18 protein-coding genes are annotated in these 20,222 nt (G+C 64.4%); 10 read left to right on the plus strand and 8 right to left on the minus strand.

The features are described 5' to 3' along the window. Positions 1-34: 34 nt before the first annotated feature. The 4 genes from ACQCST_RS19030 to ACQCST_RS19045 all read left to right on the plus strand — a co-directional run bounded on the left by ACQCST_RS19030 (position 35) and on the right by ACQCST_RS19045 (position 2,747). On the plus strand, positions 35-475 hold the full coding sequence (locus ACQCST_RS19030) for a nuclear transport factor 2 family protein (protein WP_426997317.1): 441 nt from the start codon (positions 35-37) through the stop codon (positions 473-475). After that, entirely contained in the window at positions 472-1,362 is an 891-nt protein-coding gene (locus ACQCST_RS19035; RefSeq protein ID WP_426997318.1) for an SDR family oxidoreductase, read from the plus strand. Before ACQCST_RS19030 ends, ACQCST_RS19035 begins: the two co-directional genes overlap by 4 nt. Positions 1,363-1,431: 69 nt before the next feature. After that, on the plus strand, positions 1,432-1,590 hold the full coding sequence (locus ACQCST_RS19040) for a hypothetical protein (RefSeq protein ID WP_426997319.1): 159 nt from the start codon (positions 1,432-1,434) through the stop codon (positions 1,588-1,590). Continuing rightward, on the plus strand, positions 1,587-2,747 hold the full coding sequence (locus tag ACQCST_RS19045; protein ID WP_426997320.1) for a N(5)-(carboxyethyl)ornithine synthase: 1,161 nt from the start codon (positions 1,587-1,589) through the stop codon (positions 2,745-2,747). The genes ACQCST_RS19040 and ACQCST_RS19045 overlap by 4 nt, the downstream gene beginning before the upstream one ends. Here the strand turns inward: ACQCST_RS19045 and ACQCST_RS19050 are convergent. Next, positions 2,737-4,146 carry an MFS transporter gene (locus tag ACQCST_RS19050; protein ID WP_426997321.1) on the minus strand — a complete coding sequence of 470 codons (1,410 nt, stop codon included), beginning with the start codon at positions 4,144-4,146 and terminating at the stop codon, positions 2,737-2,739. The genes ACQCST_RS19045 and ACQCST_RS19050 overlap by 11 nt on opposite strands. Positions 4,147-4,311: 165 nt before the next feature. Here ACQCST_RS19050 and ACQCST_RS19055 point away from each other — a divergent pair, with 165 nt between their 5' ends. Further along, on the plus strand, positions 4,312-5,166 hold the full coding sequence (locus ACQCST_RS19055) for a LysR substrate-binding domain-containing protein (protein WP_426997322.1): 855 nt from the start codon (positions 4,312-4,314) through the stop codon (positions 5,164-5,166). Positions 5,167-5,524: 358 nt separating this feature from the next. Here the strand turns inward: ACQCST_RS19055 and ACQCST_RS19060 are convergent, their stop codons facing one another. From ACQCST_RS19060 to ACQCST_RS19070, 3 genes are all read right to left on the minus strand, one after another. Continuing rightward, positions 5,525-9,031: a bifunctional proline dehydrogenase/L-glutamate gamma-semialdehyde dehydrogenase gene (locus ACQCST_RS19060; RefSeq protein WP_426997323.1), complete on the minus strand. Its 3,507-nt coding sequence runs from the start codon at positions 9,029-9,031 to the stop codon at positions 5,525-5,527. A gap of 253 nt (positions 9,032-9,284) precedes the next feature. After that, entirely contained in the window at positions 9,285-9,764 is a 480-nt protein-coding gene (locus ACQCST_RS19065) for a glycoside hydrolase family 95-like protein (RefSeq protein ID WP_426997324.1), read from the minus strand. A 215-nt stretch (positions 9,765-9,979) separates the two neighbouring features. Next, positions 9,980-11,440 carry an amino acid permease gene (locus tag ACQCST_RS19070; RefSeq protein ID WP_426997325.1) on the minus strand — a complete coding sequence of 487 codons (1,461 nt, stop codon included), beginning with the start codon at positions 11,438-11,440 and terminating at the stop codon, positions 9,980-9,982. A 144-nt stretch (positions 11,441-11,584) separates the two neighbouring features. On the opposite strand from ACQCST_RS19070, the gene ACQCST_RS19075 reads away from it, so the two are divergent. The 3 genes from ACQCST_RS19075 (at position 11,585) to ACQCST_RS19085 (ending at position 14,019) form a co-directional block, all read left to right on the plus strand. Next, a complete protein-coding gene (locus ACQCST_RS19075; RefSeq protein WP_426997326.1) occupies positions 11,585-12,523 on the plus strand; it encodes a LysR substrate-binding domain-containing protein in 939 nt (312 codons plus the stop codon). 24 nt (positions 12,524-12,547) lie between these two features. Further along, positions 12,548-12,976, plus strand: a complete 429-nt coding sequence (gene panD / locus ACQCST_RS19080; protein WP_426997327.1) for an aspartate 1-decarboxylase — start codon at positions 12,548-12,550, stop codon at positions 12,974-12,976. A 116-nt stretch (positions 12,977-13,092) separates the two neighbouring features. Continuing rightward, a complete protein-coding gene (locus ACQCST_RS19085; RefSeq protein ID WP_426997328.1) occupies positions 13,093-14,019 on the plus strand; it encodes an AEC family transporter in 927 nt (308 codons plus the stop codon). Positions 14,020-14,112: 93 nt separating this feature from the next. On the opposite strand, the gene ACQCST_RS19090 is transcribed toward ACQCST_RS19085, so the two are convergent. From ACQCST_RS19090 to ACQCST_RS19100, 3 genes are all read right to left on the minus strand, one after another. Then, entirely contained in the window at positions 14,113-15,102 is a 990-nt protein-coding gene (locus ACQCST_RS19090; protein ID WP_426997329.1) for an LLM class flavin-dependent oxidoreductase, read from the minus strand. A 200-nt stretch (positions 15,103-15,302) separates the two neighbouring features. Beyond that, entirely contained in the window at positions 15,303-15,953 is a 651-nt protein-coding gene (locus ACQCST_RS19095; RefSeq protein WP_426997330.1) for an FMN-binding negative transcriptional regulator, read from the minus strand. A 46-nt stretch (positions 15,954-15,999) separates the two neighbouring features. Continuing rightward, the gene (locus ACQCST_RS19100) at positions 16,000-16,941 is read right to left on the minus strand and encodes a DMT family transporter (RefSeq protein WP_426997331.1); all 942 of its coding nucleotides are present in this window, start codon (positions 16,939-16,941) and stop codon (positions 16,000-16,002) included. Here ACQCST_RS19100 and ACQCST_RS19105 point away from each other — a divergent pair. Then, positions 16,940-18,352 carry a PLP-dependent aminotransferase family protein gene (locus ACQCST_RS19105; RefSeq protein WP_426997332.1) on the plus strand — a complete coding sequence of 471 codons (1,413 nt, stop codon included), beginning with the start codon at positions 16,940-16,942 and terminating at the stop codon, positions 18,350-18,352. The genes ACQCST_RS19100 and ACQCST_RS19105 overlap by 2 nt on opposite strands. Before the next feature lie 51 nt (positions 18,353-18,403). Beyond that, positions 18,404-19,486, plus strand: coding sequence for an IS630 family transposase (locus ACQCST_RS19110; RefSeq protein WP_426996262.1), 1,083 nt, complete (start codon positions 18,404-18,406; stop codon positions 19,484-19,486). A 169-nt stretch (positions 19,487-19,655) separates the two neighbouring features. Here the strand turns inward: ACQCST_RS19110 and ACQCST_RS19115 are convergent, their stop codons facing one another. Beyond that, on the minus strand, positions 19,656-19,904 hold the full coding sequence (locus ACQCST_RS19115) for a hypothetical protein (protein ID WP_426997333.1): 249 nt from the start codon (positions 19,902-19,904) through the stop codon (positions 19,656-19,658). Between the last annotated feature and the right edge of the window lie 318 nt (positions 19,905-20,222).

Below are 20,222 nucleotides of genomic sequence, written 5' to 3' on the forward strand. Positions count from 1 at the left end.
TCTAATATACACGGTGCTATACGTGGAGGCTCAGATGAACCAGAGCATTGCTTCCGAATCCGGCCCGCTCCAAACGGTCCACCGCCTCCCGGAAGCCATCAACAATCACGATCTGGACGCACTTGTGGCCTGTTTCTCCGCTGACTACGTCAACGAGACGCCTGCCCACCCGCACAGGGGCTTTACCGGCCAGGAGCAGGTCAGGACCAACTGGGCACGGATGTTTGCCACCATCCCCGATCTGAACGGCGAGTTGCTGGCCACCGTAGTGGACGGCGACCGCGTGTGGTCCGAGTGGCGGATGACCGGCACCAGGCCCGACGGCAGCGCACACGAGATGGCCGGAGTGATGATCTTTACCGTACGGGATGCCGAGATTTCGGCGGTCCGGTTCTTCCTCGAGCCTGTGGAACGACTCAGCGGCACAGTGGACGATGCCGTACGGCGCCAGCTGGCCGGGGTGGAACAGCCATGATCCTGGTGGCCGGCGGCACCGGCAGGCTGGGAACCGTCCTGCTCCGGAAAATCGCCGAGCGGAAGATCGCCGACGGCGGCACGCCCGTGCGGGTGCTGACCCGCAGCGAGGCGTCCGCAGGCAGGCTGCGCGACGAAGGGCTGGAGTGTGTGGTGGGCGATCTCCGCAATCCGGCTGACGCCGTCCGGGCGGTCCAGGGATGCTCAACCGTCATATCAGCCGTCAGCGGCTTCGGCCCGATGGGGAAATCCACGCCGGAGAACGTGGACCGCGACGGCAATATCAGGCTCATAGAAGCGTCCGTACGGGCCGGCGTGAAACATTTCGTGATGGTGTCCATGCATGGGGCCGGCCAAGACTCGGCCATCCCCCTGCTACGCATGAAACACCTCGCGGAGCAGGCATTGAAGGCCTCCGGCCTCAGCTGGACGATCGTGCGGCCCACGCCCTGCCTGGAAACGTATCTGGACGTTATGGGCGCCCCGCTGGCAAAGAAGGGCACTACGGTGATGTTCGGTTCAGGGGCCTCCACGATCAACTTCGTATCCGTTTCCGACGTCGCCGAAGTGGTCCTGCGGGCGCTCGATGATCCGGCCTTGCGAGGGGAAGCGATTGAGCTGGGCGGCCCCAACCTGACGCTCGGCCAGCTGTCCGCGGCACTCCATGCCGCAGCAGGCACGAAGGGAAAGACCAACCGGATCCCGCTCCCGGCGTTGCGCATCATCTCCATGGCGGCGCGGCCGTTCTCGCCGTTTATGGCCCGGGCGGCCCAGGCCGCCGTCGTGATGAACACCACTGACATGGCGTTCGACGCCGGACCGTCCAGACTCCGCTTCCCAGGCCTGCCGCTGACGTCGCTGGCGGAGGCCACAGCGCGGCTGCGCTAAGGGGGCGTTAGGTCACTACCTGTATCCTCAGAAGTCAGGAACCTCTTCGGTTCCGCTACAGGAGCGATCATGGCTGACAAATCCCACCGTCAAGAATCATCCAAGAAACCCGGCAAGACCATCAAGGAAAAGCGTGCTGAAAAAAGGGCCGCTACAGCGCCGGCCAGCTCCCTGGACACCTCGTCCGGCAACAAGGCCACCAAGCCGGCGGCCACCAAGAAGAAGTGAGCCAACCGCTGAAGGACCTCACGCTCGGCGTCTTGGCGTCAACCCGTAAACCGGATGAGCTCCGGCTGCCCATCCACCCCCTCCACTTCGAACGGATCGAACCGGATCTGCGCCAGCGCATCATCCTGGAGCGCGGCTATGGCGAACGGTTCGGCCTGTCCGATGCCCAGCTGGCCCCGATGGTGGGAAAGCTGGCGAGCCGGGAAGAGCTGGTGGCGGAGGCCGACGTCGTACTCCTGCCCAAACCGCAACCCGAGGACCTCGCTGAACTGCGTGACGGCCAGATCCTCTGGGGCTGGCCGCACTGCGTCCAGGACCGCGCCATCACGCAGCTGGCTATCGACAAGAAGCTCACGCTGATCGCTTTTGAGGCCATGAACCACTGGGCAAGCGACGGGGGCTTCGGTCTCCACGTTTTCCATAAGAACAACGAGCTTGCCGGTTACTGTTCCGTCCTCCACGCCCTCGCACTGACGGGTTCCACCGGAGACTACGGCCGCCGGCTGAGCGCCGTCGTGATCGGTTTCGGGGCCACTGCCCGCGGTGCGGTCACGGCGCTGAACGCCCATGGCATCCATGACGTCCAGGTGCTGACCAACCGCGGCGTCGCGGCTGTGGGAGCCCCCATCCATTCGGTGAACATCGTCCAGTTCGATCACGATGACACGGCTCCGTTCCTCAGCCAGGTCATCACGGAACGCGGCCGGGTTCCGCTGGCGCCGTTCCTCGCCGAGAGCGACGTTGTGGTCAACTGCACCCTGCAGGATCCGAACAGTCCGCTGACGTATCTGCGGACCGAGGATCTGAAGGCGTTCAGCCCAGGGAGCCTGATTGTGGACGTTTCCTGCGATGAAGGCATGGGCTTCAGCTGGGCCCGGTCCACCACGTTCACGGACCCCATGTTCACGGTGGGTGACCACATCAGCTACTACGCCGTGGACCACAGCCCCTCTTATCTGTGGAACTCCGCCAGCTGGGAGATCAGCCAGGCCCTGCTGCCGTTCCTCGAAACCGTCATTGGCGGCACGGCCGCGTGGGATGAGAGTGAAACCATCAGCCGCGCCATCGAAATCCGTGAAGGCGTTGTCCAAAACAAGGACGTGCTCCAGTTCCAGCAGCGGGAAGCGGACTTCCCCCACCTGCCCCTTATGGTGTAGCCGGCAGGTCTCGGCCGGCCGGCGGCCTGTTGATGATCCGGAGCAGGTGACGGCGGTTCTTCAGGTCCACCTTGAGTTTCAGCTGCCCCCTGCGGGCAAGTACGACGGCGACGGTCACCGCCGCCAGCACCGGCACGCCGCCGGAAACCAGCAGGGCGATGTGCGGGTCCACATGTTCGGCAATCCAGCCGATCATGGGCCCGCCGATCGCCTGGCCGCCGATCAGCACCATGATGTACAGGCTCATCACACGGCCGCGGATGCTCATGTTGGAGCTGATCTGGACCAGCTGGTTGGACGCCGTGAGGAACATCAGGCACCAGAATCCGGACAGCACCATGGCCGCGCCGAACCACAGCATGGACGGGGCAAAGGCGGAAAGGCCCAGCATCAGGCCGTACATCCCGGCGCCCAGCACCACTGACCGCAGGCGCAGTTCCCGGCGTCGTGTGGAGGCAATGGCCCCGGCCAGGGCGCCCAGGGCAACCAGCGCGTTCAGCAGCCCGTAGCCGCCGGCACCGACGTCGTAAACGTGGTCGGCGAACGCGGCCAGCAGCACCGGCAGGCTCATCGCGAACACGGCGATGAATCCGGCCATCAGCCACGGCCAGTAAATGGTGGGTTTGCTCAGGGCGTAGTGCAGCCCCTCACGCAGCATGCCCTTCCGCTTGGCTGCCGGTGCGCTGATGAACAGCTGGTCCTTACGCAGGAGCAGCAGCATAACAACCGTGCAGCAACACGCCACGGCGTTGGCGGCGAATGCCCAGCCGGCGCCCACCGCAATGAGCAGCAATCCGGCGAGCGCCGGGCCGATCAGGCCGCCCAGCTGGAACGTTGTGGAGTTGACGCTGATGGCGTTGCGCAGATATCTGGGCCCCACAAGCTCGTTGACGAAAACCTGCCGGGCCGGCTGGTCCAGCACAGTGACAAGCCCGAGCACCAGTGCGATCAGGTACACATGCCATACTTCGATCCGCCCGCTGAGGGCCAGTACAGCCAGCATGGCGGCAAGCACGGCCGCCGCGGACTGGCACAGCATAAGGATTTTACGCTTGGCGAATCTGTCCGCGATCATCCCGCCCCACGGGCCCAGCACCAGGGACGGCATGAACTGAAGGGCCACCGTAATTCCCACGGCGGTGACGGAACCTGACAGCTCCAGCACCAGCCAGTCCTGCGAGATCCGTTGCATCCAGAGGGCGATCACTGCGACAAAATGGCCAATCGCGAACATTCGGAAATTCGGCACCCGGAGGGAAATAAAGGTGTGGCGCCACGGAAGACGTTCATTCACGACGGCGATCGGCTGGGTCACGCTGTCCGGCGCGAGGGCGGCTGAGGTTGCGGAGTCGATGGCGGGCTGGCTGACGGTTGCCGTTGACGGCGGAGGGGGTGCCACGGGAAATCCTCAAGGGAGCGGGTCGGCGGGGTCGCTTTTAACGCTATGCTTCCCGCAATGGATTATGGAAGCGTATTGTGTCTATAACTCGCATTGTGAAACGCAATAGCTCCTGTGCCCGATGCCGCCGGGCACCACCGCCGTCGGCCACTATCTGGAGTACGCATGTTTGAACCCGCCCAGCTTCGTTCCTTCCTCGCGGTGGCCGAAACCCTTAGTTTCACCAAGGCCGCCGAGCGTCTGGGCCTGGCGCAGCCCACCGTCAGCCAGCATGTCCGCAAGCTCGAAACGGCCGCCAAACGCACCCTGGTCACCCGCGATACCCGCGACGTACGCCTGACGGACAACGGCGACGCCATGGCCGGCTTCGCGCGGAATATTCTCTCGGCACATGACGCTGCCTCACGGTACTTCTCCGGCTCAGCCATGCGGGGCCGGCTGCGTTTCGGCACGGCAGACGACCTCGCCATTACCGGGCTGCCGCGCATCCTGCGTGAATTCCGGCAGATCTACCCGCAGATCAACCTGGAACTGACGGTGGGCCAAAGCGACCAGCTGTACAAGCGCCTCAACGCCGGCCAACTGGATCTCGTGTTTGTGAAATGGGTGGCCGGCGCCAAGGACGGCACGGTGGTCCAGCAAGACTCCTTCGCCTGGGTGGGGCTGGAGCAGACCTCCCTGGAGCCCGGAGAACCCGTGCCCATCATCGCCTACCCCTCGCCCAGCCTGAGCCGGAAACTTGCCATCGATGCGCTGGAATCCGTGGGCCGAACCTGGCGCATCACGTGCACCACCAAGCAGATCAGTGGGGTGCTGGCCGCCGTGCGCGCCGGTATCGGGGTCGCCGTGATGCCCTCATCCCTGGTGCCCGAGGACCTGCGAGTCATCACCCGCCGCTTCGACCTGCCACCGGTCGGGGATGTCGACTTCACGCTGATCCGCAATCCCCTGGCCAACTCCGACGTCATCGACGCCCTGACGCAGGCCATCGTTGGCAGGACGCTGAAGAAAACGGCCTGAAGCCGCGCCCGGATTCCCCTGCCGGACCTGGTTTTCCCTGCCGGACCCTGCCTTCCAATCGTCACACGACGGTTGTCGGCGACATCGGGTTCGGCCTGACCGGCCGGGAGGCCGAGATCTTCCACTCGGATTCCGCTTTCACAAGATCGAGGTGCCCGACTGGCGCGGCTCCGGTAACAACCTGGTGGTTCCTGAGGTCGATTGCCCGATGGATGACGCGGTGGATCAGCTCAGTTGAAGCTTGCTCCAAATGGGCAGATCCGTTCCGTACGGGTGATCGAGCTGACCCTCGGATTTGCCAATTTCGGCCGCTATGGTTGTGCCATTCCGGCCAAAATTGGCAAATCGTTTCGGCCTGCTAGATCAACGCATCCGAGAGGTGGTTCGGCGTGCCGAAGCGGTGCGCGGTGATGCTGATGGCCTGCTCATGCAGGAACGGCAGCAGCTCCACACGGCCGGCTTCGGTCACCGGGTGTGCGTAGACCGCCAGGTCCGGCCGCCCGCCGCTTGCCTCTGCCAACGCCTTGGCGTCGCCGCCGATCAGGCGGATGCGCGCGCCGGACAGTTTGCCTGCCGAAGCCATCCTGCCAGCGGAAGCCAGCCAGTCGGCGTCGTTCTTCACCGTGGCCGTGATGCGCAGCGCCGAAAGTGCGTCCCGCATGCCGGCGGAAAGGTCGACGGCGGTGGAGACGGTCAGCTGCGAACCGGCAAGGACGCCGGCGGCTACCGTCCGGACGAGTGCTCCGAGCGGCTCGCCTTCGGACAGGCGGACGGTGACGGGCAGGGGGCGGTAGCGGAAGATGTTGCGTTCTGCGCTCAGACCGGAAACATCCTTGGCCGTGCCGAACTCGTCGGCCCACGCGAGCGCATCAGAGCGCAGCGCACGCTGTAGGCTCTCCAGTTCCGCGGCATCCAAGGATTTCTTGGCGGCGTCCAGCACACGGTTTACCGAGGAATTGGTGATGTCGGCGCCCGCTGTGGCCGCGCCGCTGATCCACTCGCCCAGCCCGGCGAGGTAGTTGGGGCCGCCAGCCTTGGTGCCGGCGCCGACGGCGGATTTCTTCCAGCCGCCGAAAGGCTGGCGCTGCACGATTGCCCCGGTGATGCCGCGGTTCACGTAGAGGTTGCCGGCCTGGATGGTGTCCAGCCAGGTGCCGAGTTCGTCGGTGTTGAGGGAGTGCAGGCCCGCGGTGAGGCCATATTCGATCTGGTTCTGGACGGCAATGGCCTCCTCAAGGGTATCCGCCGTCATCACGCCCAGCACGGGTCCGAAGAATTCAGTCAGGTGGAAGTAGGAACCGCGTTTGACGCCGTAGCGGACGCCCGGGCTCCACAGCCGGCCTGTTTCGTCCAGCTTGCCGGGCTCCACGGCCCAGCTCTCGCCGGCGCCCAGCGTGGTGAGCGCGTTGAGGAGCTTGCCGTTGGCTGCTTCGATGATCGGGCCCATCTGGCTGGCCGGGTCCTCCGGGTACCCGACCTTCAGCGACGTGACGGCGTCCACGAGCTGGTTGTGGAAGCGCTTGGACTTGGCAACAGTTCCCACCAGGATCACCAGGGACGCGGCGGAGCATTTCTGGCCGGCGTGACCGAAGGCCGAGTAGGCAACGTCTTTGGCGGCCAGGTCAAGATCCGCGCTGGGGGTGACGATGATCGCGTTCTTGCCGCTGGTCTCGGCCAGCAGGGGCAGGTCCTTGCGGAAGGAGCGGAACAGTTCGGCGGTCTCGTAGCCGCCGGTGAGGATGACGCGGTCCACGGCGGGGTGGGAGATCAGCTGCTGGCCGAGTTCCCGCTCGCCCAGCTGGACCATGGTGAGGACATCCCGCGGCACGCCGGCTTCCCACAGCGCCTCGATCATCACGGCACCGCTGCGGCGGGCCTGCTTGGCAGGCTTGATCACGACGGCGGAACCGGCGGCGAGTGCCGCGAGGGTGGACCCTGCCGGGATGGCTACCGGGAAGTTCCAGGGCGGGGTCACGACGGTGAGCTTCGCCGGGACGAAGGTGGCGCCGTCGACCGTTTCCAGCTTGCGGGCCGACTCGGCGTAGAAGTGGGCAAAGTCGATTGCTTCGCTGACCTCCGGATCACCCTGATCGAGGGTCTTCCCTGTTTCGCTGGCCATGACCTCGAGCAAGTCGGCGCGGCGGGCCTCGAGGACCTCGCCGGCGCGGTGCAGGATCTCGGCGCGTTCGTTGCCGGACAAGGCTCCCCACGCCTTGCCTTTTTCCACGGCGGTTTCGATCACCGAGTTGAGGGTGTCCGCGTCCGTGATGGTGGCCGCTTCCACTGCGGTGTTTCCCAGTGTGGAGGACGGCACTCGCTTGAGGATAGCCCGGCCCCAGGCCTGGTTGGCCGGCAGGGACGGATCCGTGTCCGGAGTGTTTTCGAAGGAGTCGTGCGGCATCGGTTCGGCCGGAAGGCCGCGGTCCTGCCGGCGGTTCGCGGGCGGAACGTCGCCGTCGAGCGTGTTCAGGGAGACGAGGAAGCGCTGCTTCTCGCGCTCAAACAATGTTTCGTTCTCGCTGAGTTCGAAGACGGCGGACATGAAGTTGTCCTGGCTGGCCCCCTCTTCGAGGCGGCGGATCAGGTAGGCGATCGCGACGTCGAACTCGGCAGGGTGCACCACCGGTGTGTAGAGCAGCAGCGAGCCGACGTCCTTCTTGACGGCTTCGGCCTGGCCCTGGGCCATGCCGAGCAGCATTTCGAATTCGATGCCGGACTCCACGCCGCGCTGCTTGGCCAGCAGCCAGGCGAAGGCGATGTCGAAGAGGTTGTGGCCTGCCACGCCGATCCGGATGTTGCTGATGCGGTCCGGGTGCAGAGCGTAGTTGATGACGCGCTTGTAGTTGGTGTCCGAGTCCTGCTTGGTGCCCCAGGTGGCGAGCGGCCAGTCATGCAGGGAGGACTCGACCTGCTCCATGGGCAGGTTGGCGCCCTTGACCACGCGGACCTTGATGGCGGCGCCGCCGTCGGCGCGGCGGGCTGCCGCCCAGTCCTGCAGGCGGATCATCGCGGCGAGTGCGTCCGGAAGGTAGGCCTGGAGCACGATGCCGGCTTCCAGGTCCTTGAATTCCGGCTTGTCCAGGATCCGGGTGAACACCGCGATGGTCATGTCCAGGTCCTTGTATTCCTCCATGTCCAGGTTGATGAACTTGGCCTTGGGGAAAGAGGCGGCGCGCTGGAAGAGCGGCGTGAGCTTTTCGACGACGTGTTCCACGGCTTCGTCGAAGGCCCAGGCCGAGTGCGGGGCCACAGTGGAGGACACCTTGATGGAGACGTAGTCCACGTCCGGCCGGGACAGCAGGGTGTGTGTGCCCTCGAGCCGGCGGGAGGCCTCGTGCTCGCCGAGGACGGCCTCACCGAGGAGGTTCACGTTCAGCTTGATGCCGTCCTTGCGGATCTTCGCGATGGCCGGACCCAGCTTGGCGTCGGTGGCGTCCACAATGAGGTGGCCCACCATTTCGCGGAGCACGCGACGGGCGATCGGGATGACCACCTGCGGGAGGACCGGGGCCATGGTGCCGCCGAGGCGCACCGCGCTGCGCATGTACCAGGGCAGGAACGCCGGGACCTTCGGCGCCAATGCCGCCAGGTTCCTTGCCGCCACGTTGAGGTCTTCGGGACGGACCACGCCGTCAACGAAACCCACGGTGAACTCGAGGCCGTTCGGGTCCTTCAGGACGCCTGCGAGTTGTTCGGCGGAGGCATCCACCGGGACCTTGGCGGCTTCACCCAGCCAGTGGCGCACCAGCGCGATGGTCTGCTCGGCCAGGGCCTGCGCTTTGGCCACATCCGAATCACCTGTTGCGGCTGATCCGATGGCTGCTTTTCCGGCGGTGACGCCGGAATCCATTGAAATGCTGGTCATGGCTGGTGCTCGTACTTTCCGTGGGTGGGAACCGTCTCAATCATCAGTATGATCCTGTTCTCACATAAGATAAAGCGACGTTTTCTGAGGAATACAGATTAGAAAACTTGATGAATCGACGCGGGTCAAAACGGCCTGTTAAACAGGCATCGGCGGGCCCCACCACTGGTGGTTGGGCCCGCCGATGCCGCGCTGGTGTCCGGTGGTTTAATTTCCGCCGGACTCCGAATCCTGCTTGACGCCTTCTCCGCTTTTACCGTGGATCAACCGGCATGACCTTGCGGTCCTGTCCGTTGATCCGTACCTGGACATTCCCTTGGTTCCGGGCGCGGTCTGCGACGACCGTGAAGTCAGTTACCTTGCTGTCTTTCCACGAGCAACTCACCTCGTAACCTCCTCGGGCACGGAGCCCGTTGAAGGAGCCGTCACCCCACGAGGACGGAAGTGCGGGAAGGAGGTGGATTACTCCCGCGTGGCTCTGCAGAAACATTTCCGCCACGGCGCCCGTGATGCCGAAGTTTCCGTCCACCTGAAACGGCGGGTGGCTGCAGAAAAGGTTCGGCAGCGTGTTGAACCTCAGCAGGCCGCGACGCATGTACCGTGCGCGTTCCGCCTCACCCAGCCGCGCGAAGAGGGCGGCACGCCACGGCCACGTCCAGGACCTTCGGCTGTCGCAGGACACGCTGGCCTCGGAGAACGGCACTACGGCTGGCGTCAGGCCTGAGTCTGCCATGGACAACCTCCTGAGCTACATTGGTCGGGTGTTTGCTGCTAAACCGTGGCAGTAAGTGAACATTTTTGCTGAGCGAGGCCAACCCTACAGAATATACATCGGATGTCTAGGGAAACTTGTGGCACTATTGAATCGGCATTTCATCGAACCTCGGGACGCCCACCGATGGCAATAATGAGATTCCATCCCGGCATCAGCACGCCGGTGGATTCATGTCAGAGGGGCCGGTGCATTTCCACGACTTCCTGGTGGCGGGGGCTGTCGGGGTTCATGAGGGAGTGTTTGCGGCCGTAGGTGAAGTAGATGGCGAGGCCGATGATGAGCCAGATGCCGAAGCGGAGCCAGGTTTCCCAGTGGAGCTGGAACATCAGGAAGGCGGAGGCGAGCATGCCGAAGGCCGGGACGGCGGGCATGAAGGGGAGGCGGAAGGTCCGGGGTGCGTCGGGTTTTTTGTAGCGGAAGATGATCACGGAGAGGCAGACGACGACGAACGCGGCGAGGATGCCGATGTTGGTCAGGTCCGCGACGGCTTTGATGGGGAAGACGCCGGCGAGCAGGGCCGAGGCGATTCCGGCGATCCAGGTCACGCGCTGGGGTGTGCCGTGCCGGTCGGTTTTCGCGAACCAGCCCGGGAGCAGGCCGTCCCGGCTCATGGAGAACCAGACGCGGGTGACGCCCAGGAGGAAGGTCAGCATCACGGTCAGGATGGACAGGACCGCGAAGACGGAGATGATGGTCGCGATCACGGGCAGGCCGACACCGTTGAAGGCGGAGGCGAATCCTGCTTTGGGGTCGATGTCCTTGTAGTTCTGCATGCCGGTCAGGACCAGGGTCGCGGCGACGTAGAGGAGCATCGCGATGATCAGGGAGATGATGATGGCTTTGGGCATGTGTTTTTTGCCGTCGGTCGCTTCCTCGGCGGCGGTGGACATGGCGTCGTAGCCGAACACGGCGAAGAACACGGTCGCGGAGCCGGCCAGGACCGGGCCGAAGCCGCTGGGCATGAAGGGGTTGTAGTTGTTGGTGTCGATGTAGAAGATGCCCAGGCCGATGATGAACAGGATCAGGATGACCTTGATCGCGACGGCCACGAGTTCAAAGCGGCCAAAGGCCTTGGTTCCGCGGGAGAGGATCCAGGTCACCAGAAGGCAGACCAGGATCGCGGGCAGGTTGATGATCCCGCCCTTGCCCTCGTCCGCGGTGGAGGTCATCCAGCCCGGCATGTGGACCCCGATCCCGGTCAGGAACGCATCGAAGTAGCCCGAGATGCCGATCGCGACCACGGCCACGATCGCGATGTATTCGAGCAACAGGTCCCAGCCGATGAACCAGCCGATCACCTCGCCCAGCGCCACATACCCGTAGGTGTACGCGGAGCCCGCCCGCGGGATCATGCCCGCGAACTCCGCGTAGGAGAGCGCCGCGGCCGCCGAGGCCAGGCCCGCGATCAGGAACGAGAACAACACCGCCGGACCCACCCCCGGATTCCCCGCACTCCCGGCAGCGACCAGCCCCGCGAGCGAGAAAATCCCCACCCCGATAATCCCGCCCACACCGATCGCCGTCAGCTGCCACAACCCCAACGACTTAAACAACCCGCTGTGCTTGTTCTCTTCCTCAATGTCATCAATGGGCTTACGCCGCATGATGGATCGCGACAAATCTTTAGTGCTCATCAGGGTCTCCTGTATAGGGTGTGGTGCCCATCAATCCGCCCTGTGATGGGGGTAACTCAGTCTGAACAGTATGCAAGGTCGCTTGCATTAGATAAAGTGATTACTTCTAATCAGTATTCATTAGATTTTACAAAGGATCGATTCATGCTGGATGTCCGTCGTTTGAGGCTGCTGCGGGAACTGAAGATCCGGGGGACCCTGGCAGAGGTGGCGGAAGCGCTCCAGTACAGCCCCTCGTCGGTCTCCCAACAGCTCGCCCTCCTGGAAAAGGAGGTCGGCGTGGAGCTCCTTCGCAAGACCGGGCGCCGGGTGCAGCTCACCCCCCAGGCGGAAGTGCTGGTGGCCCACACCGCCCACCTGCTGGAAACGTTGGAGCAGGCCGAGGCGGATCTGGCTGCCTCCCTGACAACAGTTACCGGCACCGTCCGGATAGCGGTGTTTCAATCGGCGGCCCTCGCGCTGATGCCGGAGGCCCTGACACGAATGGCAGCCGACTACCCCGAGGTCCGGATCGAAATGATCCAGCGCGAGCCCGAAACCGCCCTCCATGAAACCTGGGCACGGGACTTCGACCTCGTCATCGCCGAACAGTATCCGGGACATGCGGCGCCCCGGTATGCCGAACTCGACCGGGTCAATCTCACTACGGATGCCATCCGCCTCGCCGTTCCGCCAGGCTCCGTAGGCAGCCGGCCCATAACGTCGCTGCAGGACACCGAACACATGGCCTGGGTCATGGAGCCCCGCGGAGCCGCGTCCCGCCATTGGGCTGAACAGGCCTGCCGGAGTGCGGGATTCGAGCCGGACGTCCGCTTTGAAACTGCGGATCTCCAGGCACAGATCCGCCTTATCGAATCCGGAAACGCCGTGGCGCTGATGCCCGATCTCGTCTGGACTGGCCGCGGGACCACTGCGCGGTTACTGGACCTGCCAGGAAATCCGCACCGGACGGTGTTCACCTCGGTGCGGCGGTCAAGTTCCCAACGGCCGGCGATCCTGGCGGCACGCGAAACCCTGGCACTGACGGCCGGGTCGATTGCGCACTCCGCCGTGGTGTTCCCTGGCTCACAGCACCGAAGTTGATCCCGGCGTTAGACTGTTCACGTTATGAATCGAACAATGTTTAAGTCCAAAATCCACCGGGCCACCGTCACTCATGCAGACCTGCACTATGTAGGCTCCGTCACGGTGGACCTGGACCTCCTGGATGCCGCGGATATCCTGCCCGGCGAACTTGTGGCCATCGTGGATGTCACCAACGGTGCGCGTCTTGAGACGTACACCATCGCCGGCGAGCGCGGTTCTGGCGTCATCGGAATCAACGGTCCGGCGGCTCATCTGGTTCACGAGAACGACCTCGTCATCCTCATTACCTATGCGGAGATGACCACGGAAGAGGCCAAAGCCTACGATCCCAAAGTGGTCCATGTGGACCAGGACAACCGGATCATCCAGCTGGGCAACGATCCTGCCGAGTGCTTCACCCCCGGGCTCATGCGCCCGCCGTTTGCGTTGAACAACGCCAAACTCGGCTAAGAAGTGGTACTTCCGGCGGCCTCATTCGGGAACCGCAGGCCCAATACCCAATAAATCTGATTAGCTGGGATGGTGACATCCACGCCCGCTCCGCGGATCCCCTCCGGAACACCCTCGTGCTAGGAGTTCTCGCAGGGTTCTTTGTGGTCTGGTGCATCATTCTGGTGGGCTGGTTTGTAGGTAAGCGCCAACTGCTGGGTGAAAACGCCCGCCAGGTTCTGAGCGCCCTCACGTTCTTCGTTGCCAGCCCCGCGCTGCTGTTTGAGACCCTCGGCAAGGCGAAACTCCACGAGGTCTTCGCCGCGCCGCTGCTGGTGACGGCGGTCGGTGCTATCGCCACAGCTTCCCTCTTCTTTGTGATCGCGACGTTCTGGCTCAGGCGCGCCCTGCCCGAAGCCCTGATGTCATCCATGAGCGCTTCGCTGGCGAACTCGGCCAACCTGGGCATCCCCGTCGCCGTCTATGTTTTGGGCGATGCCAGATACGTTGCCCCGCTGCTGATTTTCCAGCTCGCCTTTTTCACGCCGCTGTTCCTGCTGGCTCTGGACGCCAGCACGAGTTCGCACGGCACTACGCCCGCCGGCTTTGTGTTCATGATCCTCAAGAACCCGATGATTGTGGGATCCGCTCTGGGTCTTGTCGTCGCGGGTACGGGATGGGAGGTACCCGAGCTGATGATGCAGCCCATTCACCTGATCGGAGGTGCGGCCATCCCTGCCATGCTGATCGCCTTCGGCATGAGCCTCAATGGCTCCAGGCCGCTGCAGGCAGCAGACGGCAGGCGCCTGGACTCCTTGCTGTCCAGCGGATTCAAACTCATTGTGCATCCGGCAATCGCCTACTTCTTTGCCCGCTTTGCACTGGGAATGGACGGCCATGCCCTGTTCGCCGTGGTCGTCACGTCCACCCTCCCCACTGCCCAAAACGTATTTGTGGCAGCCAGCCGCTACAATACTGGCCTGACCGTGGCCAAGGACACGGTCCTGATCACCACCGTCGTTGCGGTGCCGGCCATGATCGGCGTCGCCCTGCTGCTGGCCTGAACACTCCGGCGGCAGCGGGGCGGCGGGCGACAGCCAGCCGGCCCGCCGTCGTGCTTCCGGGAAACTGCCGGCGTGACGGTGCCACGCAGACCCTTAGGCGCGCACTAACCCGGCGGCCTCCGCGAGCAGCTCAACGGAGCGCAGCCGGGCATCGGTTCCGGTGCTCTGGTGGGCCACAATCAGCTCGTCAGCGTCGGAATGCTCCGCGAACCCGTCAAGGTAGTCCATCACCACATCCGGTGTTCCGATGGCGGAGTACTTGACCATCTGGGAGACATGCTGGCCCTGCGGCGAGTCCAGGATCATGTCGGCTTCGTCGTCCGTGAACACCTTCCCGCCGCCAAAGAACAAAGAGACCCGCGCGCGCTTGGTGGCCTGGAACATTTCTTGGGCCTCTGAGGCTGAATCCGCCGCGATGACGTTGACGCCCGCGATGACGTGGGGGGCATCCAGCTGGGCGGAAGGCTTGAACTCGCGGCGGTAGATTGCCACGGCGTCCTGGAGTGCGTTGGGCGCGAAATGCGAAGCAAAAGCGTAGGGCAGGCCGAGCTGGGCGGCGAGTTTCGCGCCGAACAGGGACGAACCCAGAATGTACAGCGGCACGTTGGTGCCCTTGCCGGGTGTTGCTTCAACGCCCTGGATCCGGGTGGGACCGGTCAGATAGCCCTGCAGTTCCAAGACGTCCTGGGGGAAGGTGTCAGCGGACATCGGGTCACGGCGGAGCGCGCGCATGGTGTTCTGGTCGCTGCCGGGGGCGCGGCCCAGACCCAGGTCGATGCGTCCGGGATGCAGTGTTTCCAGCGTGCCGAACTGCTCGGCGATGGTCAGCGGCGAGTGGTTGGGCAGCATCACACCGCCGGCGCCCAGCCTGATGCTCTCAGTATGGGCCGCAATATGCGCGATCAGCACGCTGGTGGCCGAGGACGCGATCGAGGACATGTTGTGGTGTTCGGCGTACCAGATCCGCCGGTAGCCCAGCTCTTCCGCGCGCTGCGCCATGGCCACGCTGCCGGCAAAGCTCTCCGCAGCGCTCCGGCCCTTGCCGATGGTTGCCAGGTCAAGAATGGAGAGGGGGAGAGTCACGTCGGTGCCGGCCTTTCAATAGGTTCCGTCAGGTCCCGGCCGGTTTGCGGCGCGGGCACACTGGAGACAACGACTGCGGTGCCCGGGTTATTTCGGCCCGCTGACCTTTGTGGGGGGCCACACAGCTTGGGTACACGGAGCATGTGAAGCTCCGCGGACTTCCGAAGTAGTCATAGGAACGTCCTGCTAACTCCGGCGTCCTATGCGCGGCCGGGCTCCCGATCTGAATCTTCTCGTCTTGTTCGCTCTACGTCGGCGGCGCTCTCTGTTTGCCCTCGGGCAGCAAGTCCTGCCACGACGCCGTCGATGTCGGTGTCGGGTCGGTTCTGGCTGAGTTTGCTCTTCGCCTGGATCCTTGTGATGAGCAGCTCGACGCCCACGATGGCGCGTAGCTGGCCGGAGACGTAGCGCTCCGGTGCATCGTGCACAGACCAGGGCCGATCTGAATGGGCTTCATTGAGGTCGGTCAGCCGCCTGACGTGATTGCCGAGCCAGGCCGGGTCCTCGTGGAGGACGAGCTTGCCGTACACGTGGGCGGTGGAGTAGTTCCAGGTCGGTACTACGCGTCCATGTTCGGCCTTCGATGCATACCAGGAGGGCGAGACGTAGGCGTCCGCGCCCTGGATGATGACGAGTGATTCTCCGATCGCGGGCTCCGACCACTGGGCGTTGTTTCGGGCGAGGTGTCCGTGCAGGGCGCCGTGTTCACCGATCAAGGGATCGTAGAGGAAGGGCAGGAAGGTGGCGAGCAGGCCCTGCGAGGTCATGGTGACCAGATTGGCTGCGGCTGGCCGGGTGAGGAGGTCATGGATTGCGTCGGGGCTGGCTGCGAAGTGCGCTGGGATGTACATGGGGCTCTTCCTTTTTTGATGAAGGGACTTCGTGGTCCGCGGATCGTCAGGGATTCCGTGCCGCGCGCGGCGGGCTAAGGCGCACGCGAACGGCGATACCGGCGCATAGGATGACGGCGAGGCCGCCAATGATGGTGGTCCAGGTCAGTGCCTCGCCCAGCAGGAGTCCGGCCCAGCAGATACTGAGTATGGGCTGGATGAGTTGGATCTGGCTGACTTGGGCCATGGGGCCGATGGCAAGGCCGCGGTACCAGGCGAAGAAGCCGAGGAACATGCTGACGAGGCCGAGGTAGGCAAAGGCGGCCCACTGGACCGGCGTGCCTGACGGTGGCTGCTGAGCCATGGAGAGAACCGTCAGGAACATCATTAGGGGCGATAAGAGGACGAGCGCCCAGGATACGGTCTGCCACGCGCCGAGCTCGCGTGCAAGCAGGCCACCTTCCGCGTATCCGATGGCCGCGGCCACGACTGCGCCGAGGAACAGCAGATCCGCCCCGTGAAGCTGCCCGAAGCCACCGGACTGCGCGAAGGCGAAAGCGATCGCCGCCAGCGCGCCCACCCCTGTCACGACCCAGAAAGCTACCGGTGGATGCTCGCTGCCGCGGAGCACTGCCGCCGTTGCCGTCGCGGCAGGGAGCAGTGCGATGACGACGGCACCGTGACTGGCGGGCGCGGTAGCGAGCGCGAACGAGGTGAGCAGCGGGAAGCCGACAACGATCCCACCGGCGACCGCCGCGAGCCGGGCCCACTGTGCACCTTGAGGAAGCCGCTGCCGGGTGAGAGCGAGGGCGAATGCGGCGAGAACTGCCGCTACGACCGCACGGGCCGACCCGATGAACAAGGGCGACAGGCCCCCGACGGCCACTCGGGTGAAGGGAACAGTGAAGGAGAACGCCGCTACTCCAACCAGACCCCACCACAGGCCGGTGGCTGAACGGGACAGTATCACTGGGCAAATAAGCGTAGTAGCGCTACTGTTGTCTCTCATGAATAACGATAGCAGTTCCCGTATTGCGGCGCGACTCAGGGAATGGATCGCCGGGGCCGCTCCGGGATCCCGGCTGCCGTCCACGCGGTCTCTGGTTGCCGAGTACCAGGCCAGCCCAGTGACGGTGCAGAAGGCTCTTCAGGCCCTCGGTGCGCAGGGTCTGACCGAGAGCCGGCCCGGCGTCGGGACATTCGTGCGGGCCGTCCGGACCGCGCGCCCGTCGGACTACGGCTGGCAGACGGCGGCACTGCGTTCACCACAGGCGCCTCTTCGCTCGGCCCCCAGCGCGATGCGCAGCACATCGAACGATCTCATCGCGTTCCACTCCGGCTATCCGGACCGGGAACTCCTGCCAGAGCGCCTGGTGCGTGCGGCGCTGACCCGGGCAGCCCGGGGCGACTCAGCCTTGTCTCGTCCACCGGCAGCGGGACTTCCCGAATTGCAGTCCTGGTTCGCGCACGAACTCGGCACCTCGACCCCGGTTGGAGTCGCCCCGCCAACACCGAGTGACGTGATCGTGCTGCCCGGAAGCCAGAGCGGACTCGGCTCCATATTCAGGGCACTGGTCGGCAGCGGGCAGCCCCTGCTCATGGAATCCCCGACATACTGGGGAGCCATCCTGGCTGCAGCGCAAGCCGGCGTCCGCGTCATCCCGGTGCCCAGCGGGCCCGAGGGCCCCGACCCGGAAGAGTTGACCCGAGCCTTCGAGGAGACCGGTGCACGGATGTTCTACGCACAACCGAGCTATGCGAACCCCACAGGAGCGCAATGGCCGGCCCGGCGGGCCGAACAAGTCCTGGCCGTCGTGCGCGAGAACGGGGCATTCCTCGTTGAGGACGACTGGGCGCACGACTTCGGTATCACCACGACTCCTGCCCCCGTTGGTGCGCGCGACGATTCCGGCCACGTCGTCTACCTTCGCTCGCTGACGAAGAGCGTGTCCCCGGCCATCCGCGTTGCGGCGGTCATCGCCCGGGGCCCGGCGCGTGAACGCATCCTTGCCGACCGCGCAGCCGAGTCGATGTATGTCAGCGGCCTTCTCCAGGCTGCAGCACTCGATGTCGTTACACAGCCTGCCTGGCAGACGCATCTGCGCAGCCTCCGCCACCAGCTCCAAACACGCCGCGACCTTCTCGTCTCAAGCCTGCGCGAGCACGCCCCGCAGGCCCACATCAGCCACCTCCCCAAGGGAGGACTGAACCTCTGGTTACGCCTGCCCGACGGGACCGACCTCGAACGGCTGACCCGTGACTGCGAGAGTGCCGGGGTCATCATCGCCGCCGGCACCGAATGGTTCCCGGCCGAACCTGCGGGCCCGTTCATCCGACTGAATTACGCGGGACCGAACCCTGGCGCCTTCCCGGAAGGTGCACGCATCCTCGGCCAGTCAATCGAACGCAACAGCCTCTAGTGTAGCGTGTCGTTGATTCCTTTGGGTATGGTTTTTTGTCAGACTTGATCCATGGTTTATCTGGCAAGGGCTTTGGAATTGCGTGACGGGGACCGGGGGTTCTTGGAGGCGTTGACTCGTGGGAATTCTTCCTCCGCGACATTGGCGTTGCGGGCGCGCACGGTTTTGTTGGCTGCCGACGGGATGCCGAATATCCAGATCGAGAAGATCACCGGGTTTTCGGCACCCACGGTTTTGAAGTGGCGCAACCGCTATGCCGAGGGCGGGATCGAGGCCCTGTCCGATGTCCAGCGCCCGGGACGGGAGCGGGAGATCGACGAGCTTGCCCTGATCGCGGACACCCTGACCAACGACGGGAAGCCGCCGGCCGGGCTTGGGATCTCGCACTGGTCCGCCCGCATCATGGCCGAACGCCACGGAGTCTCCTTTTCGTCGGTGGCCCGCATCTGGCGCCGTTGGAAAATCCAGCCTCACCGGATCGAGACGTTCAAGTTCTCCACTGATCCCGCCCTGGAGTTCAAGCTCCGGGACGTGGTGGGCCTGTACATGTCCCCGCCGGAAAACGCGGTGGTCGTGAGCATCGATGAGAAAACCCAAATCCAGGCGCTGTCCCGCACCGGCCCGGATCAGCCGTTGTCCTCGACGCACCCGCTGCAGCAGACCCACGACTACAAACGCAACGGCACCACCACCTTGTTCGCCGCCCTGGAGGTCCTCACCGGCAAACTCAGCGCGAACGCCTTCTACCCAAAGCACACCAACATCGAGTTCGTCGATTTCCTGGGCCGGGTCGCCGACGCCCACCCCGGGGTTGAACTGCATGTCATCTGCGACAATTACGCGACGCATAAGCATCAGAACGTGAAGGACTGGCTGGCCAAAAACCCGCGCGTGCGCCTGCACTTCACCCCAACCAGCTGTTCCTGGCTGAACATGGTGGAGATCTTCTTCGGGATCATCACCCGCCAGTGCCTCAAACGCGGTGCGTTCAGCTCGGTGAAAGAGCTGGAACAAACCATGGAACGCTACATCGAGAACTACAACCAGGACGCCAAACCATTCACCTGGACCAAATCAGCGGACTATCTCCTGGGCAAGATGAAACGCAAACAAACAATTAACACGGAACACTAGTACTGCAGTCGCCTTTATGGAGTCGACTTTCTGGCCCGGTAGTGGTGCCTTTTGGCGGTTTGCTGGTGCCGTCCGCGCCAGCGCGAGCGCTTGAGTATGTGTTCCGGGCTGGGCGGCTGCGTCCAGATCAGGTGGGTGAGCAGATGCCGGATCTCCGGCAGCGTGAGGGCTATGGGCTCGCTGCCGGCGGGATGAGGGCCCCCTTTTTTGACCGTGTGACGGTCAAGAAGGCGTGGGCGAACATGGAGAGGGTGATGTCCCGGTACCAGCCGGTGGATTGCCGCACCTGGTAGTGGTCAAGGCCGGCCTCGCCTTTGGAGGTCTGGAAGGTTTCCCCGATTGCCCACCGGGCCCCCGCCGCCCGGGCGAGTTCGGCCAAACCGACACGCTTGGGTCCGTGGCAGATGTAGTACGCCACGGCCTGAGGATCGGCCAGGAAGCGCCGGGCCCGGAGCCAATGCTCGCATTTCGGGTCGTTGCCGCCGTTGATCCGGGCCCTGGCCCACGCAGATCGGCGGTCCCCTTTTGCACCCAGGCCCGCGGACCTCCTCCGCCATGCCCGGTCGGAGAGGGAGGCGATCAGCTCATCGGCATGGTGCTCGGTGCCCGGCGTCGCCGGTCACCCACGTCGCGGGCACGCCCTCGGGGCCGGACAACTCGCGCGACGGCGGAGCTGCCGTCGTGCGGCGTGGAGGGCCGGTCGAAAGCGAGCAGTTTTGGAGAAGCGCCGGTCACG

Source organism: Pseudarthrobacter sp. N5, from assembly GCF_050157035.1.
Classification (GTDB): domain Bacteria; phylum Actinomycetota; class Actinomycetes; order Actinomycetales; family Micrococcaceae; genus Arthrobacter.

What these genes read in the sequence shown, in the direction of transcription:
- ACQCST_RS19030 (WP_426997317.1), top strand. Translation starts at nt 35, where the DNA reads ATGAACCAGAGCATTGCTTCCGAATCCGGCCCGCTCCAAACGGTCCAC.
- ACQCST_RS19035 (WP_426997318.1), top strand. Translation starts at nt 472, where the DNA reads ATGATCCTGGTGGCCGGCGGCACCGGCAGGCTGGGAACCGTCCTGCTC.
- ACQCST_RS19040 (WP_426997319.1), top strand. Translation starts at nt 1,432, where the DNA reads ATGGCTGACAAATCCCACCGTCAAGAATCATCCAAGAAACCCGGCAAG.
- ACQCST_RS19055 (WP_426997322.1), top strand. Translation starts at nt 4,312, where the DNA reads ATGTTTGAACCCGCCCAGCTTCGTTCCTTCCTCGCGGTGGCCGAAACC.
- ACQCST_RS19060 (WP_426997323.1), bottom strand. Translation starts at nt 9,031, where the DNA reads ATGACCAGCATTTCAATGGATTCCGGCGTCACCGCCGGAAAAGCAGCC.
- ACQCST_RS19065 (WP_426997324.1), bottom strand. Translation starts at nt 9,764, where the DNA reads ATGGCAGACTCAGGCCTGACGCCAGCCGTAGTGCCGTTCTCCGAGGCC.
- ACQCST_RS19070 (WP_426997325.1), bottom strand. Translation starts at nt 11,440, where the DNA reads ATGAGCACTAAAGATTTGTCGCGATCCATCATGCGGCGTAAGCCCATT.
- ACQCST_RS19075 (WP_426997326.1), top strand. Translation starts at nt 11,585, where the DNA reads ATGCTGGATGTCCGTCGTTTGAGGCTGCTGCGGGAACTGAAGATCCGG.
- panD (WP_426997327.1), top strand. Translation starts at nt 12,548, where the DNA reads ATGAATCGAACAATGTTTAAGTCCAAAATCCACCGGGCCACCGTCACT.
- ACQCST_RS19095 (WP_426997330.1), bottom strand. Translation starts at nt 15,953, where the DNA reads ATGTACATCCCAGCGCACTTCGCAGCCAGCCCCGACGCAATCCATGAC.
- ACQCST_RS19105 (WP_426997332.1), top strand. Translation starts at nt 16,940, where the DNA reads ATGAATAACGATAGCAGTTCCCGTATTGCGGCGCGACTCAGGGAATGG.
- ACQCST_RS19100 (WP_426997331.1), bottom strand. Translation starts at nt 16,941, where the DNA reads ATGAGAGACAACAGTAGCGCTACTACGCTTATTTGCCCAGTGATACTG.
- ACQCST_RS19110 (WP_426996262.1), top strand. Translation starts at nt 18,404, where the DNA reads ATGGTTTATCTGGCAAGGGCTTTGGAATTGCGTGACGGGGACCGGGGG.